Genomic DNA, 15,784 nt, shown 5'->3' on the forward strand with positions numbered 1-15,784 from the left:
TATCAATATTAGTCTACCTAAAGACTATGACGGGCACTGAAACCACAGATCGGGCAGGATATCCAGCGATAGGGTTAAGCTATGAGGAAATACCTCTTTATCGCGGTACATAAACCTGATGGTGCCAAGCGAGGCGGTATAGGTTAATTCATTTCTGGCGGCCACATTCAGTAAGGTACAAGGCACGGTGCCGACACGCGATGCCAGCGTATTCTGCCTGACCAATTGGATATCATTAAGCTGGAAGAGCGGATTGGTCCCCGCGTTCTGCAGGCTGCAGCTATCGGCAAGATGCTCCAGCCGCTTGAGGGCCGGATCGTAGCTTTTATCGGCCGCCAGCGCCGACATCATCTGATTGAGCGCAATGATAAATTCATCATAAATCTGCCGGAGCACCTTCTTTTGGATTGTATAAGTCGCGATTGCCCTCACCGCGGAACGTTTATCTAAACTGTCGATGTTGCTTCGGGCGGCATAGTCCTCGACGGCGTGAATAATATCGTATAGATGGAGTTGTTGTCCCTGCCCTTGGCCCGCATTGCAGCCCGGGTCTTTCTTTTTAACGAGCAAATATTCGCCAAGCGTGGTATTCATGGTCCAGGGTCGCAAGGACTTTTTCAGCCGCAGGTAAAAGGGCTTTTGCGCAGGGGGATAGATAATAACTTCCGCGGTTTTTTGCTGATTAAATAACCGCAGATTCTGTTTATAGTCCCCCGGGGATACAATAAACGTACTGATCTCCTCCCCCGCTTTTATCCTTTGATAACCGTGGAAGCGATCGACGGCATTCTTGAGGATTTTGCTTAGCGATTCCACTTGGTCGCCGACGTGTTTCGGCAATCGTTTCAAAAAGCCGGCAATCACGTAGTTAAGCTCGTTGGCTATCAGGTTAAACGCCGGCTCCGCTTCCTGCTCCCGCCCTGTTTCAGCGTTGCCTGCGGGCAATGTAATCAGGGGGGACGACTCAATTTTCAACGTCGCCCCGTCCAGGCGATAATGTCTGGCCGCGGCATTGCGGGTGACGGGCAGCGTCTGCTTGAGCTCCTCGGTTAACGGCAAGGGAAAACACAGCAGGGTATTACCCGGTGCCGGTGTCATGGCAATGGGCATAATTTTGCTCTCCTGATAAGAAAATAAGGAGAAGCCGAGGTATTTTTGCTGCAGGTTAACCTGCCTGTCGTTGACGGGTTGCCCGGAAAAATACGTGGTGACCTCATCCGTTTGCTTATTGATATCAAAAATATTTACCGCGCCACCTGCCCCCAAGGCGGTGCGCGGCAGCACCATAAAGGTGTTTGGATCGGCCATAAAACCCACCTGTGCCCGCAGCTCGCTTTTGGCTTCCAGCAGCAGGGTTGCCCCCTGGCCGCGGCAGGTTTTGGTTATCGCTTGCCGGATCAATTTCGCGAAATAAGGTGCGAGATGCTCTTCGCGATGCAGGGCTGCGCTTTGCGGAATAAAAATAGCGTCAAGCAGCAGGCCGATTTCCTGTTCGCAGACATCGATACTAAAATTGAATTGCGCGTTTTTGTTAGCCACCAGTATGGCATTCGCTTCTAAGGGCAATACCGTAGAGAAATCAATATTATTATAATTTAATAATTTACCATTCTCTTCTAAACCTTGGCCGGTTCCTAGAATAGCAATTAATGTCTTATAATTAATTTTGTTATAATTTAATTTGATACTTCCGTTGTCATTTTTGGTCAACGTTAACGATTGCCCCCGGCTATACCGGACCATGGCGCCGGTAAACCAGCCGGGCATAAAGGGCAGTCCGGCCGCGGCGATACCGAGAAAAAAAGAAGCATCGAACAATTTGTTCAGGGAAATCGATTCATTTTTTCCCAGCAAGGATAAGGTGTATCTTATTTTGTCGGTGATATCCTCCTTAGCGCTGAGATAAGAGGAAGCAGAAGCAAATAATTTGTTCATTCCTTTATTATTTACGAACTTATTTATTTCGCCGAACTCACGGGTGAAGGCATGAGTCCCGGTTTGTGGCGCGGCGACGCGTGGGGGCTGGGCGATTTTTCTGGTCAGGGTTTGCGCCAGGCATCGTACCCCGGGGTCCACCGCTTGCGCCAGTGCGATACCGGCACGTCTGCGATCGCCACGGTAGTTCAATGCTCTGGCGCGCTTTAGTCTCACCCTGAAATTATCAATGGTTTTAGCCAATAACGGGATCCGCCGGCTGCTGAATTTTCCCCAGCGGTAGTTGGTAAAAGGCTGGCCTGAAAATACCTTATCATAGGGGTTGTTTCCGGAGCCTGACGAAAAATTCTGCGGCGGTTTTTGGCTTAAATGCCTGATAGTGGCCTTCACGGCATCCACATGGTCGGCATCCAGGTAAAAAACGTTTAATTTCCCGTTGTGATTCACCGTTAGCTTAACCCTATTGAGTATTTGGCAAGCGGATAAAATGTTAACTGCCCCGGATAGGGGTAACCGGAGTTTTATCTCCCGGCGGCCCCGGGTGTGATCGTAACCCTGTGTCGGGATCGCCAGAAAAAGGCTGCCCTCTTTAAAGACCAATTCTACCGTCTTCCGATCATGGCTGTGTAAGCATAGATCATCCGGCATCCGTCCCGCTTGCGGCAATTTTTTCAGTAAAATGCTGATATTGAAACAGGCATCGAATCCGGCATTGACGTCGAGGGTAGTCGTGGTGCTGTCGGTATTCAGCGTTAATTTATAATAATCGGCCGCGCCTTTTTTTTTCCCTATCAGGCTGCCCTTATCATTGACGATTAATCGATCAAAGCGCAGGTCGTCATGGTCTTTAAAATCAACCGTGGCAATATAAAATTTTTTCGTCCCCTTGACCTTCTGCCAGGCGCCTTTGAAAAAATCCTTTTGCTTGCCTTTTACCAGTACTATCCTCCCTTCCTGGTCAAGGGTTATGCCTTGCTGCAAAAAGAAACCATCGCGCAGGGAACCGCTATAAACATACTGGGCGGCATCAAGCGCATAATCCGCGCCGGCGAGATCATAACGCAACGTGCTTTTTATAAGCACAAGATCAGACTCACTGTTTATATCAGGTAACGCTTCCGTACGACGTAGCATAAATGTCGCTAAGGGGGGATCGTTCTCCTTTGTTCCGCTTACGGCATTTAAAGCATCAGGAATCGATGCATATTGCAATGATAATTTTTCACCGTCATTTCTCGCGGTTTGAAAATTACGCCGCAACGTAGAATTTTTAGACAGGCAGAATTTTATGGCAAATGATTCAGATATATCATCCACATTATCCTTATAACAAGGATATGTATTATCTACATATTTCATAACCCTCCCTATGTTAGAGATTATTATTAACCGACTCTATTATTAGCGCAAGGAAACTGCATATTGACTGCGCCAGAATTCGCGCCGGTAATTATCAGCGTTAGCATTGGCAAGTGCTAATGAAATAATTTGATCAATATCTCAATTTTTTGCTAATTTCTGTATTTATCGGTCGCGATGCGCATATAACAGACAATAAATAGGCGCTGCGGAATAGGAGGAAGAGACGGATACCAGGAGCGGGAATGCCGCCGGCAACGGCAACGGCCATGTTGCGGCGCGGGAAGGGCCGCCGCACGTCCGGTTTGCAGGGGCTTAAACCCGCTTCATGGCGACGATAAACAGGCGCGGGAACGCCAGCAATACCTTGCCGTCGGCGCGCGCCGGATAAGCGTTAACCAGCGCCTGTTGATAGCGTGCAATAAACGACGCCTGCAGCGCATCGTCCAGCCGCTCCAAGAACGGGCGCAGGCCGGTGGCGCGCAGCCATTCCACGATCGCCCCCGCCGACGGCATGACATGGAAATAAGTGGTGCGCCAGATATCCACCGATAGCGCATCGGGCGCCAGCAGATCATAATAATCCCGCGCGCTTACTATCTTTACCCGGATACCCGCCGCATCGCCGATATGCTGCCGCCAGGGCGCTTCCTGAGCGATACGCCGCATTTCGCTGTGACTGGGCTCCTCACGGTTATCCGGCATTTGCACCGCCAGGCAGCCGCCCGGTGCCGTCAGGGAAAACAGCCGGGGAAACAGGGTCTCATGGTCCGGCACCCATTGCAGCGAAGCGTTGGCGTAAATAATGTCCTGAGCGGCGTCCGGCCGCCAGGCGGTGATATCCTCCTGGCTGAACCGGCACTGCGGCAAGCGCGCGCGCGCGTTGCCCAGCATGGCGGCCGAACTGTCGATACCGGTTATCACCGCCTGCGGAAAGCGCTCATGCAGCCCCTGGGTGGAGTTGCCGGGGCCGCAGCCGAGATCCGTTATCCGCGCAGGCGACGTTAGCGGAATGCGCGACAGCAGTTCAAGCGCCGGGCGGGTTCTCTCCGCCTCGAATTGTCGGTAAAGGGTGGGATTCCAATCTGTCATGGCGCGGTCCTCATCAATTAACGCCCCCGGCGGGCAAAACGCTCACGGTTCTCGCTACGGGCAATGTCGGATTTTTTCAGCGCTACGTAGCAGGCGCCGGCGCCGCCGTGGCAGGCCTGCGCGCTGCAAAACGCCTGTACTTGGTCAAACTGCGCCAGCCAGCGCGCCACGAAGCTGCGCACAATATTGGCATGACTGTCGTGATTACGCCCTTTCCCGTGAATAATCAATACCGTGCGCACGCCCGCGCGTTGCAGGCGCAGCATAAAGGCAAACAGATTCAGCCGGCAGGTCTCCACGGGCGCGCGGGTCAGGTTCAGGGTGGCCTCGATGGGATAGCGGCCGCCGCGCAGCTTATCAAGCACACCTTGCTGAATGCCGTCCCGCTTATAACTCAGGGGAAGATCGAGCGGGATGACGTCATGCAGGGCGGTGACAAGGAAATTATCGACAGCGTCGTCTGGCCGGCGCCTCGCCACCGGGGGTTTATGCCGCAGGAAAACCACGTTGGCCGGATCCTTTAGCGGTTTGACATCGTCCATGGCCTCTTTGAACAGATCTTCATCATTACAGGTCATTGTTGTCACTCGCGCTTACCGGGGCGACCGGTTTCGCCCTGGTGTTAATCAGTCACACATCACTTGCAGTACCGGTTTACTATAGACCGGCGGCGGCGTAATTTCACGGCCGGTCTATTTTCCTCCCCGACGGCGGCGGCCGCTCAGAGAGACGCGAAGGCGCGGCCGATCACCCTGGCCGACGCGGCGTAGGCCCGCTGCTCCTCAGGCGCCAGCGTCACCGGCAGCGTGCGCTCAATGCCCCCGGCCCCGACGATGGCCGGTTGGCCGATATACACCCCTTCCCGCTCATCCCACGCCGACACCGGGAATACGGTCTGCCCGTCGGACAGCACCGCGTCCACCAGCCGCGCCGTGGCGGTGCCGATGCCGAAACTGGTCCAGCCCTTGCCCTGCAGAATTTCCCAGCCACCCGCGCGCACCTGATCTTTCATTGCCGCCAGATCGGGCTGTTTATCGCCGGCCCATTCGCTGACCGGCAGCCCGCCGATGCGCACGGTGCTCCAGGCGACAAATTGAGATTCGCCGTGTTCGCCCATCACGTAGCCGCTGACGCTTTTGGGATCCACCGCGAAAAACTCGCCGACCACCCTTTTCATACGCGCGGTATCCAGCGACGTGCCGGTGCCGAACACCCGTGATGCCGGCAGGCCGCTTTCCCTCTGGATGACGGCGGCAATCACGTCGCAGGGATTGGTGATGCTGATAATGACGCCGCTAAAACCGCTCGCCATGATGCGCGGCACCACCTGCGAGACCGTGGCGCTGGTTTCCACCAGCTCTTCCATCCGGTCTTCACGCAAAAGGGTCGTCGGCCCGATCGCCATGACCACCACCCGCGCCCGCTGCAGCGCGGCATAATCATTAACGACGATATGCACCCTGGACGCGACCAGGGACGCCATATCGCGCAGTTCCAGCCCCTGGCTGCGCGCCTTGGCCTCATTAGTGTCGATTAAGACGATTTCGTCGCACAGTCCCTGGGTCACCAGGGAAAATGCCGTATCGGCCCCCACATGGCCCGCGCCGATAATGCCTACTGTCCGCCCCATAGCTGTTATCCCCTGATGTTAAAGGTGTTTCATCCCCGTGTTTTTTTTACCTTACACCTTTTAAAACGCAAAACCCACCGGCAAAATGTCCCCCGCGCCCGGGATATTTTAGCTAAATGTGCACCAGGGTCGCTGGACACTTTATCATCGACACCAAATGATGGTAAAATTGACCCAAATCAAGTAATGCATGAGCGGCGAGATATGATCATCCAGGAAAAGCGTATTATCAGACGAATCCAGTCTGGCGGTTGTGCGATCCACTGTCAGGATTGTAGTATCAGCCAATTATGTATTCCTTTTACCCTCAATGAACACGAGCTGGACCAGCTCGACAATATCATCGAGCGCAAAAAACCCATTCAGAAGGGCCAGGCGCTGTTCAAGGCCGGCGACGAGCTTAAATCCCTCTACGCCATCCGTTCCGGCACCATCAAAAGCTACACCATCACCGAGCAGGGCGACGAGCAGATTACCGGCTTTCATCTGGCGGGCGATCTGGTGGGCTTCGACGCCATCGGCGCCGGCCAGCATCCCAGCTTCGCCCAGGCGCTGGAAACCTCGATGGTATGCGAGATCCCCTTTGAAACCCTCGACGACCTGTCCGGCAAGATGCCCAACCTGCGCCAGCAGATGATGCGGCTCATGAGCGGCGAAATTAAGGGCGATCAGGATATGATCCTGCTGCTGTCTAAAAAGAACGCCGAGGAACGGCTGGCGGCTTTTGTCTATAATCTGTCGCGGCGTTTTGCCCAGCGCGGCTTCTCACCCCGTGAATTTCGCCTGACCATGACCCGGGGCGATATCGGCAACTATCTCGGCCTGACCGTCGAGACCATCAGCCGCCTGCTGGGCCGGTTCCAGAAAAGCGGCATGCTGGCGGTGAAAGGTAAATACATCACCATTGAAGACGGCGAAGCGTTGTCGGAGCTGGCCGGCACGCCGCAAAAGGTCAGTTGATAACAAGCATTTAGCCTCCGGCCGGGGACATAATTTTCTATTTTATTGATCCGGCTTCACTTCTCTTCTGTCCGTGATTGTTCCAATGAGTTACTCTTATTTTAACATTCTGTGGCATTACAGAAATGAAGGAGTCTCTTAATGGCCAAGTATCGCAATTTATTAGTCGCAATCGATCCTAACCAGGATGATCAGCCCGCCCTGCGCCGGGCCGTGTATCTGGTGCATCAATTGGGCGGTTCCATCAAAGCCTTCCTGCCCATCTATGATTTTTCCTACGAAATGACCACGCTGCTCTCCCCCGACGAACGCACCGCGATGCGCCAGGGCGTCATCAGCCAGCGTACCGCCTGGATAGAGGAGCAGTGCCAGCACTACTTGAGCAGCGGCGTGCCCATCGAAATCAAGGTGGTGTGGCATAACCGTCCGTTCGAAGCCATTATCCAGGAAGTCATCGCCCATAAACACGACCTGGTGCTGAAAATGGCCCATCAGCACGACAGGTTTGAATCAGTGATATTTACCCCGACAGACTGGCATTTGCTGCGCAAATGCCCCTGCCCGGTCTGGATGGTGAAGGATCAGCCGTGGCCGGAAGGCGGCAAGGCGCTGGTGGCGGTCAATCTCTCCGGCGAGGAGCCGTATCACGATCCCCTGAACATCAAGCTGGTCACCGAAACCCTGGCCCTGGCGAAACAGGTGAACCAGACCGAGGTTCATTTGGTGGGCGCCTACCCGGTCACGCCCATTAATATCGCCATTGAACTGCCGGATTTTGATCCCAGCGTCTATAACGATGCCATTCGCGGCCAGCATTTGATCGCGATGAAAAGCCTGCGCCAGAAATTCCAGCTGGATGAAAAATTCACCCATGTGGAAAAAGGCCTGCCGGAGGAAGTCATTCCCGATCTGGCCGAGCATCTGGATGCCGGTGTGGTGGTGCTGGGCAGCATCGGCCGCACCGGGTTTTCCGCCGCGTTCATCGGCAATACCACCGAATTGGTGATCGATCATCTGAAATGCGATTTGCTGGCTATCAAGCCGGACGACTATGTCTCGCCGGTGACGCTGGAAGGCGGCGATAAGTACGAATAAAGATCGGCGTGGGTTATTGGCTTATGCCGCCAATGCTTCCGTTATGCACCGGCCCGGTTATGCGTTCCAGGCGCAACCGGGCCTCGATCCGCTCCCGGCGGCTCGTGCCGGGGTCATTGGCGCCGTCAGCGCGCTTTATGCCGGGTTAAATGTCGCTTTACGCATTGCATTTATGCAGAAATTGCGTTGCTGTTGCCTTGGTGGACGGGACGTTGCATCAAGATACCGACAGTCGATAGTTTCCCCGAAACATGCCTGCTTCCATAAATAAAAAACACCATGTCATGCAGACTATGGTGTTGACGTTGATCCGGCATAGAGTGCGCTGGCTTTGCAAATCACGGCTGGATGAGCCGCCGGGAGCGGCGAAAGGACGGGCTGCGCCTGGAGCGCATCCCGTACGGTCCAAAGCTGTGATGCAGTGAAGCCAGGGACCGCGCAGCGGCGCGCGATCTGCCGGACGCACGGAGGTTAAGGAGGGCCAGGCGTATGGCCCTCCTTATCGCTTGCCTGCGCCCGGCTAAGCATATAGTCACCCAACGGATGGCAAGCGAAACCTTTGCGGCACTATCCCATCACATCATAACGCGCGCAAGATCGCCTCGACGCTGGCCTTGGCATCGCCAAACAGCATCTGGGTGTTTTCCTTGAAGAACAGCGGATTCTGCACCCCGGCGTAGCCGGTGTTCATGGAGCGCTTAAACACGATCACATTCTGCGCTTTCCACACTTCCAGTACCGGCATCCCCGCAATCGGGCTGCGCGGATCTTCCTGCGCCGCCGGGTTAACGGTATCGTTGGCGCCGATCACCAGCACGGTGTCGGTGCTGCTGAAATCCTCGTTGATCTCATCCATTTCCAGCACCACATCGTAAGGCACCTTGGCTTCCGCCAGCAGCACATTCATATGCCCGGGCAAACGCCCCGCCACCGGATGGATGCCGAAGCGGACCTTGATGCCGCGGGCAATCAGCTTGGCGGTGATATCATGCACCGGATACTGGGCCTGCGCTACCGCCATGCCGTAGCCGGGGGTGATAATGACGGTACTCGAGCCTTTTAACAGCTCGGCCACTTCTTCCGCCGTGGTTTCGCGATATTCGCCCATCTCGGTTTCTTCGCCGCCGCCGGAGCCGTCGGTGCCGAACCCGCCGGCAATCACGCTCAGGAACGAGCGGTTCATGGCTTTACACATGATATAGGACAGTATCGCCCCCGATGACCCTACCAGGGCGCCGGTCACGATCAGCAAGTCGTTGCTGAGCATAAAACCCGCCGCCGCCGCCGCCCACCCCGAATAGGAGTTCAGCATCGACACGACCACCGGCATATCGGCCCCGCCGATGGAAGCCACCAGGTGCCAGCCGAACACCAGCGCGATAATGGTCATCAGCAGCAGCGCGATGGATTGCAGGGCGACGCTTTCGGTCCTGACAAACAGCACCAGCAGCAGGAACGACACGACCAATGCCGCCAGGTTCATATGATGGCGGTACGGCAACATCAGCGGGCGCGAGGAAATTTTACCGCGCAGTTTGCCAAACGCCACAATCGAACCGGTAAAGGTGACCGCACCGATAAAGATGCCTAAAAACACTTCGGTCAGATGGATATTTTCCATCACCGCATTGATGATATCGCCATGATCGAGATAGCTGTTAAAGCCCACCAGGACGGCGGCCAGGCCGACAAAGCTGTGGAGGATGGCCACCAGTTCGGGCATTTCGGTCATTTCGACCTTACGCGCCAGGTAAACCCCGATGCTGCCGCCTATCACCATGGCGACGATGATCCAGCCGACATTGCCGGCATGGGGGCCAAAAATGGTGGCGATAAGCGCAATCGCCATCCCGCTGACACCAAACAGATTGCCCTGCCGTGAGCTTTCGTGTTTGGACAACCCCGCCAGGCTGAAAATAAATAAAATAGCGGCAACTATATACGCCGCCGTCACTAATCCTTCAGACATGGGTTTACCCCTTAATTTTTACGGAACATTTTCAGCATGCGCTGAGTCACGGTGAAGCCACCGAAAATATTGATACTGGCAATCAGCACGGCGATAAAGGAAAGGAAAGACACCCATCCGCCATGGCCGATTTGCAGCAGCGCACCAACAACAATTATCCCGGAAATAGCGTTGGTTACCGACATCAGCGGCGTGTGCAACGCGTGACTCACGTTCCAGACAACGTAATAACCCACGATACAGGCCAGGGCAAACACGGTGAAATGCGACAGGAAATCACGCGGCGCCACGTTGGCCAGCCAGCCGAATAAAATAATCGCCAGCGCAATCAGGCCATATTTCAGGGCCGGCGAACTGGGTTTGGCAACCGGTTTCGGCAGCGGAGCGGCGGTCGGCTTCTGCGGCTGGGCGGAAACCTGGATCGGTGGAGCCGGCCAGGTCAGTTCGCCGTCTTTGACTACCGTGACGCCGCGAATGACCGTATCGTCGAAGTCCACCAGGATCTCGCCGTTTTTTTCTTTGCACAGCAGTTTCAGCAGGTTGACCAGGTTGGTGCCGTAGAGCTGGGAGGACTGGGTCGGCAAACGGCTCGGCAGATCGGTATAACCGATAATCCGCACGCCGTTATCGGTAACGGTGATGGTATCGGCCACGGTCAGCTCGCAGTTGCCGCCGGTTTGCGCGGCCAGGTCGACAATCACGCTGCCCGGTTTCATCGAGGCGACCATTTCTTTGGTGATAAGCTTCGGCGCCGGCCGGCCGGGGATCAGCGCGGTGGTGACAATGATATCCACATCCTGCGCCTGGGCGGCGAACAACGCCATTTCGGCCTTGATAAACGCCTCAGACATCACTTTGGCATAACCGTCGCCGCTGCCCGCCTCTTCTTCAAAATCCAGCTCAAGGAATTCCGCGCCCATGCTCTGGACCTGCTCCTTGACTTCGGGACGGGTATCGAAGGCGCGCACTATGGCGCCCATGCTGCCCGCCGCGCCGATGGCGGCAAGCCCGGCGACGCCCGCGCCGATAATCATCACTTTGGCCGGCGGTACTTTACCCGCCGCCGTAATCTGGCCGGTGAAAAAACGGCCGAATTCATGGGCGGCTTCCACTATGGCGCGGTAACCGGCGATATTGGCCATGGAGCTCAGGGCGTCCAGGGACTGCGCGCGGGAAATGCGCGGCACCGAATCCATCGCCATCGCGGTGATCTTGCTGGCGCTGAGTTTTTCCAGCAGCGCAGGATTCTGCGCCGGCCAGATAAAACTGACCAGTGTGCTGCCCGGTTTGATGAGCGGAATTTCATCATCCAGCGGCGCATTGACCTTGAGGATGATATCGGATTGCCAGACATCGGCGGTATCTGTAACAGAGGCGCCGGCCGCCAGAAAGGCCGCGTCTTCAAAACTGGCCAGTTTGCCTGCGCCGCTTTCAATCGCCACGGTAAAGCCGAGTTTGAGCAACTGCTCTACCGTTTTGGGCGTTGCGGCAACGCGGGCCTCATTGGCCAGGCGTTCTTTTGGTACACCAATACGCATAGCTTTCCCTTTTTTAACCGTTTTTTTTGAAGATAACCGTCATCCTGACCCAAAAGTCAAATGTGTCATACGGTAGACCCTGGGATCACCCTACAAGAGCCACACAATAACCTACTGAAAATAGTTTCAGCGGTCTATATTTTGTGCGGACAAACAGCATTTTCCCCTAAAATTGGCGTACTGTTTGCCCCTGCTCAAGCAATTGTTATTCACAGTGACATAAATTGCTGAGACACTCACCATTATTACATGCCATAATCGCCAGCTAATCTGTTATACATCAACAGTTCAGCATGTTTAGCCTGAAAGCGTTTGTCGAAAGGATTTTTTATGAAGCTGAAGAACACATTTTTGGTCTCTGCGTTACTCACTTTGACGGCGTTATCCGCGCAGGCAGCCCAAGAGCTGACGCCGGAAAAAGCCGCCAGTCTGCAGCCGTTTGACCGGATTACGATTACCGGGCGGTTTAACGCCATTGGCGACGCCAACGATGAGATTTCGCGCCGCGCCGATGCCAAAGGCGCCTACGCCTATTATATCCAGGGCATTAACGACGCCAACAACAGCGGCAACTGGCGCGTCACCGCGGACCTGTATCATAAGGACGCCCCCGCCGCCTCGCAGGAAACCCAATACCGCTATTTTAACGGCGTAAAAGAACTGCCGCGCCAGGAAGCCAACCTGCTGGAACCGTATGACACCGTCAGCGTAAAAGGCTTTTTCCATAGCCAGCCTGATATCAACGACGCCATTTCCAAAGCCGCCCAGGCCAAGGGCGCGGCCTCATTCTTTATCGTGCGCCAAATTGACGCCAACGAAGGCGGCAATCAGTTTGTTACCGCCTACGTGTACAAAGCCGACGCCGCCAAGCGCGTAGTGCAAAGCCCGGACGCCATCCCCGCCGATTCGCAGGCGGGTAAAGCCGCGCTGGCCGCCGGCGGCGCCGCCGCCGCCAAGGTCGAAATTCCCGGGGTGGCTTCGTCCGAGTCACCGAGTCGTACCGTCGGCCGGTTCTATGAAACGCAATCCACCACCGGCGGTCGTTACACTGTAACGCTACCCGACGGCACTAAAGTGCAGGAAGTCAATAAAATCACCGCGGCGCAAATGGTGCCTTTCGATTCCGTGACCTTCACCGGGCATTACAACAGTTCAACCGACGTGGCGCATGAAGTCGCCCGGCTCGGCGCGAAAAAAGGCGCCAAATATTATCATATTACCCGGCAATGGGAACAAAACCAGAGCGGCGGCAACCTGACCGTCAGCGCCGATTTGTTTAAATAGCGAATCCGCCGTCCGGCGTGTCGTTGGCAGGCCGGAATGCAGGACAATGAGAATGACGCGCAGCGCGATGGGCAAGGAAACTTGCCCATTTTTATTGGCTGCCGTCAGGCGGCGGGATTTTCGCTTACCAGCGGCAGCACCACGGACAATCGCTCGTCATGCTGGTTAAGCAACAGCTGCTCGCCAAATTCCTGCTGGATTGCGCCGAGCTGCGCGCGATCCAAGGAATACGGCAGCTTGATATCAAAGCGTCCGATACCCTGCTGCTGCGCCAGGGCAATCAGCCTGATGACATTGGTTTCATCATTGACCTGGGTGGACAGGACTTGCAGCGCCAGGGCCTTCAACTGCTCCTGCCGGGTTTGGACATGTTTCTGCGGGGTTTTAGTGACAATGCCGAAGATGGGCATTACGCCATAAATCGCGTCGATGAAACTCCAGCGTTTTTTGCAACTAGCCGAAAGATAATTCGTATAATCAAAGCAGAGTTTTTCGCCTTGACCGGCCGTCGCACGCAGATGATTAGCCATCTAGCCCGTTCCTCTCGTGACCAACCGAAGTTGAATGCCCGTGTTCGAAAAAGTGGCGATTATTATAGCATATCGCGATCAATAATAGGCGAATCAGCGCCAGATGCGCCCATCACTTAATGGTAAAATTTTGTGCCGCCGGCCCTCCCTTATCGCCGCCGCGGTTCGGCCGCCGGTAAATCGCACCGGTAAAAACCATTAACGCTTATCCGATGGCGCAACATCAATACAGGCGGTATGCTCATGGCGGCTACCGATAACCTTCACCTATTTTAAGCAGATTACTGGCGTTATGAACACGATCGTTTTTGTTGAAGATGATACCGAGGTCGGCAACCTGATTGCCGCGTGGCTAGGCAAACATGACTTCGAGGTAACCATAGAACCCCGCGGCGACCGGGCGCAGGAGGTGATAACCCGGCTTAACCCCGACCTGGTGCTACTGGATATCCTGTTGCCGGGCAAGGACGGCATGACCATCTGCCGCGATCTACGCCCGGTATACGAAGGTCCGATCGTGCTGCTGACCTCCCTGGACAGCGATATGAATCATATTCTGGCGCTGGAGATGGGCGCCAACGACTATATCCTTAAAACGACGCCGCCGGCGGTACTGCTGGCGCGCCTGCGCCTGCACCTGCGGCAGAATACGCTTATCCCGCGCCCCGCCGCGCAGACGCCGGCCACGACCGGCAGCGTGCTGCACTTCGGCCAGTTGAGCATCGATCTGATTAATCGCGAGGTGATTTTAGGGACCGAAACCATTCTGCTCTCGACCTCGGATTTCGAGTTGCTATGGGAGTTGGCCACCCACGCCGGCCATATTATGGACCGCGAGGCTTTGCTCAAAAACCTGCGCGGCGTCAGCTATGACGGTTTGGACCGTAGCATCGACGTGGCTATTTCCCGATTGCGGAAAAAACTTCATGACAACGCGCTGGAGCCGTTCCGGATTAAAACCGTGCGTAATAAAGGCTACCTGTTCGCACCGAATGCGTGGGAGAACGCCGGGTCATGAGGAAACTGTTCATTCAATTTTATCTGCTGCTGTTCGTCTGTTTTCTGGTCATGACCTTACTGGTCGGGCTGGTGTATAAGGTGACGGCCGAACGCGCCGGCAGGAAATCAATGGACGACCTGATGAAAAGCTCGATTTATCTGCTGCGCAACGAGCTGCGCGCCACGCCGCCGCGCGATTGGAATAAAACCATCAATAAGCTGGATCTTAACCTGTCGTTTCAATTGCATATTGAACCGCTGAAAAAGTACCAGTTGAATCCCCATGACGATCTGCGCCTTAGACGTGGCGAAATCGTCGCCCTGGACGATGAATACACTTTTATCCAGCGCATACCGCGCAGTAATTATGTGCTGGCGGTCGGCCCCATACCCTATCTGTTTTTTATTCATGAAATGCGGTTACTGGATTTGGCGCTGCTGGTCTTTATCGGACTCTCCCTGGCGTTTCCGGTATTTATCTGGATGCGGCCGCACTGGCAGGACATGCTGCGGTTGGAAACGGCGGCGCAGCGCCTGGGCGCAGGGTTCCTGGAAGAACGCATCCATTTCGACAGCGCATCAAGCCTGCTGCGTCTCGGCGTAGCCTTCAACCAGATGGCGGATAATGTTAATACCCTGATCGCCAGTAAAAAACAGCTTATCGATAATATCGCCCACGAGTTGCGCACTCCGTTGGTGCGGCTACGCTATCGATTGGCCATGAGCGAAGGGCTGTCCACCGCGGAACAGGAACGGCTGAATCATGATGTCAGCCAGCTGGAAGGCTTGATTGATGAGCTGTTAACCTTCGCCCGGCTCGACCGGCCCCAGGTCACGCTTAACCTGGCACCCATGGACCTGCCCACCTGGCTTACGGAAAAACTCAAGGACATCAGGTTATTGCATCCGGAACGTATTATCGGCCAGGAAATCACTGCCTCCGGCGATTTCGGCCAGGTCGATGCGCGGCTAATGGAACGGGTGCTGGATAATCTGGTGAATAATGCGCTGCGCTACAGTCGGGAAGCCGTTATGGTCCGGCTCGGCATCGAGCGAGGTTACGGCTTCCTGCAGGTTGACGACGACGGGCCGGGCATTCCCCAGGATGAGCGCCTGCGCGTGTTCGAGCCTTTCGTCCGTCTCGACCCCAGCCGCGACCGCAGCACCGGCGGCTGCGGGCTGGGTCTGGCGATCGTACGCTCCATCGCCCTGGCGCATGAAGGCCAGGTGGCGGTGAACGAGAGCCCGCTCGGCGGGGCCAGCTTTTTATACCGCTGGCCGGTAAACCAGGGCGCGCGCGACCCGCTGGCGCTGAAAAGCCCGCTGTAACCTGCGTGGCCGCGGGATGTCAGAAGATATCCGTGGTCGAGGTGGTGGATGGATACACGTAATT

General features: G+C 55.5%; 12 protein-coding genes. 5 read left to right on the top strand and 7 right to left on the bottom strand.

Annotation, left to right across the window (positions count from 1 at the left end):
- Positions 1-24 precede the first annotated feature (24 nt).
- The 4 genes from ACL2XF_RS08745 to ACL2XF_RS08760 all read right to left on the bottom strand — a co-directional run bounded on the left by ACL2XF_RS08745 (position 25) and on the right by ACL2XF_RS08760 (position 6,016).
- Positions 25-3,294: a hypothetical protein gene (locus ACL2XF_RS08745; RefSeq protein ID WP_413728449.1), complete on the bottom strand. Its 3,270-nt coding sequence runs from the start codon at positions 3,292-3,294 to the stop codon at positions 25-27.
- A 315-nt stretch (positions 3,295-3,609) separates the two neighbouring features.
- Positions 3,610-4,386 (bottom strand): trans-aconitate 2-methyltransferase, encoded by a 777-nt coding sequence (gene tam, locus ACL2XF_RS08750; protein WP_410015152.1) that lies wholly within the window; start codon positions 4,384-4,386, stop codon positions 3,610-3,612.
- 17 nt (positions 4,387-4,403) lie between these two features.
- Positions 4,404-4,964 (bottom strand): DNA endonuclease SmrA, encoded by a 561-nt coding sequence (gene smrA / locus ACL2XF_RS08755; protein WP_410015153.1) that lies wholly within the window; start codon positions 4,962-4,964, stop codon positions 4,404-4,406.
- Between the two features lie 143 nt (positions 4,965-5,107).
- Positions 5,108-6,016 (bottom strand): L-lactate dehydrogenase, encoded by a 909-nt coding sequence (locus ACL2XF_RS08760; protein WP_410015154.1) that lies wholly within the window; start codon positions 6,014-6,016, stop codon positions 5,108-5,110.
- Positions 6,017-6,223: 207 nt separating this feature from the next.
- Between ACL2XF_RS08760 and fnr the strand changes: the two genes are divergently transcribed.
- Both fnr and uspE read left to right on the top strand, forming a co-directional pair.
- Positions 6,224-6,976, top strand: coding sequence for a fumarate/nitrate reduction transcriptional regulator Fnr (gene fnr / locus ACL2XF_RS08765; RefSeq protein ID WP_331119250.1), 753 nt, complete (start codon positions 6,224-6,226; stop codon positions 6,974-6,976).
- A gap of 141 nt (positions 6,977-7,117) precedes the next feature.
- The gene (gene uspE / locus ACL2XF_RS08770) at positions 7,118-8,071 is read left to right on the top strand and encodes a universal stress protein UspE (RefSeq protein ID WP_410015155.1); all 954 of its coding nucleotides are present in this window, start codon (positions 7,118-7,120) and stop codon (positions 8,069-8,071) included.
- Positions 8,072-8,651: 580 nt separating this feature from the next.
- Here the strand turns inward: uspE and pntB are convergent.
- A complete protein-coding gene (pntB, locus tag ACL2XF_RS08775) occupies positions 8,652-10,040 on the bottom strand; it encodes a Re/Si-specific NAD(P)(+) transhydrogenase subunit beta (protein ID WP_410015156.1) in 1,389 nt (462 codons plus the stop codon).
- 11 nt (positions 10,041-10,051) lie between these two features.
- Positions 10,052-11,578: a Re/Si-specific NAD(P)(+) transhydrogenase subunit alpha gene (gene pntA, locus ACL2XF_RS08780; RefSeq protein WP_410015157.1), complete on the bottom strand. Its 1,527-nt coding sequence runs from the start codon at positions 11,576-11,578 to the stop codon at positions 10,052-10,054.
- 330 nt (positions 11,579-11,908) lie between these two features.
- Here pntA and ydgH point away from each other — a divergent pair, with 330 nt between their 5' ends.
- On the top strand, positions 11,909-12,862 hold the full coding sequence (gene ydgH / locus ACL2XF_RS08785; protein ID WP_410015158.1) for a DUF1471 family protein YdgH: 954 nt from the start codon (positions 11,909-11,911) through the stop codon (positions 12,860-12,862).
- A gap of 104 nt (positions 12,863-12,966) precedes the next feature.
- On the opposite strand, the gene ACL2XF_RS08790 is transcribed toward ydgH, so the two are convergent.
- Positions 12,967-13,392, bottom strand: coding sequence for a hypothetical protein (locus tag ACL2XF_RS08790; protein WP_410015159.1), 426 nt, complete (start codon positions 13,390-13,392; stop codon positions 12,967-12,969).
- A gap of 292 nt (positions 13,393-13,684) precedes the next feature.
- Between ACL2XF_RS08790 and rstA the strand changes: the two genes are divergently transcribed.
- Positions 13,685-14,410 (top strand): two-component system response regulator RstA, encoded by a 726-nt coding sequence (gene rstA, locus ACL2XF_RS08795; protein ID WP_410015160.1) that lies wholly within the window; start codon positions 13,685-13,687, stop codon positions 14,408-14,410.
- On the top strand, positions 14,407-15,720 hold the full coding sequence (gene rstB / locus ACL2XF_RS08800; protein ID WP_413722818.1) for a two-component system sensor histidine kinase RstB: 1,314 nt from the start codon (positions 14,407-14,409) through the stop codon (positions 15,718-15,720). Before rstA ends, rstB begins: the two co-directional genes overlap by 4 nt.
- Positions 15,721-15,784: the final 64 nt, after the last annotated feature.

The sequence above is a fragment of the Sodalis sp. RH19 genome, assembly GCF_047324215.1.
Lineage (GTDB): Bacteria > Pseudomonadota > Gammaproteobacteria > Enterobacterales > Enterobacteriaceae > Acerihabitans.

Excerpts from the sequence above, each read along its gene's own strand:
- ACL2XF_RS08790 (WP_410015159.1), bottom strand. The coding sequence starts at position 13,392 with ATGGCTAATCATCTGCGTGCGACGGCCGGTCAAGGCGAAAAACTCTGC.
- rstA (WP_410015160.1), top strand. The coding sequence starts at position 13,685 with ATGAACACGATCGTTTTTGTTGAAGATGATACCGAGGTCGGCAACCTG.
- tam (WP_410015152.1), bottom strand. The coding sequence starts at position 4,386 with ATGACAGATTGGAATCCCACCCTTTACCGACAATTCGAGGCGGAGAGA.
- smrA (WP_410015153.1), bottom strand. The coding sequence starts at position 4,964 with ATGACCTGTAATGATGAAGATCTGTTCAAAGAGGCCATGGACGATGTC.
- pntA (WP_410015157.1), bottom strand. The coding sequence starts at position 11,578 with ATGCGTATTGGTGTACCAAAAGAACGCCTGGCCAATGAGGCCCGCGTT.
- rstB (WP_413722818.1), top strand. The coding sequence starts at position 14,407 with ATGAGGAAACTGTTCATTCAATTTTATCTGCTGCTGTTCGTCTGTTTT.
- ACL2XF_RS08760 (WP_410015154.1), bottom strand. The coding sequence starts at position 6,016 with ATGGGGCGGACAGTAGGCATTATCGGCGCGGGCCATGTGGGGGCCGAT.
- ydgH (WP_410015158.1), top strand. The coding sequence starts at position 11,909 with ATGAAGCTGAAGAACACATTTTTGGTCTCTGCGTTACTCACTTTGACG.
- pntB (WP_410015156.1), bottom strand. The coding sequence starts at position 10,040 with ATGTCTGAAGGATTAGTGACGGCGGCGTATATAGTTGCCGCTATTTTA.
- uspE (WP_410015155.1), top strand. The coding sequence starts at position 7,118 with ATGGCCAAGTATCGCAATTTATTAGTCGCAATCGATCCTAACCAGGAT.
- ACL2XF_RS08745 (WP_413728449.1), bottom strand. The coding sequence starts at position 3,294 with ATGAAATATGTAGATAATACATATCCTTGTTATAAGGATAATGTGGAT.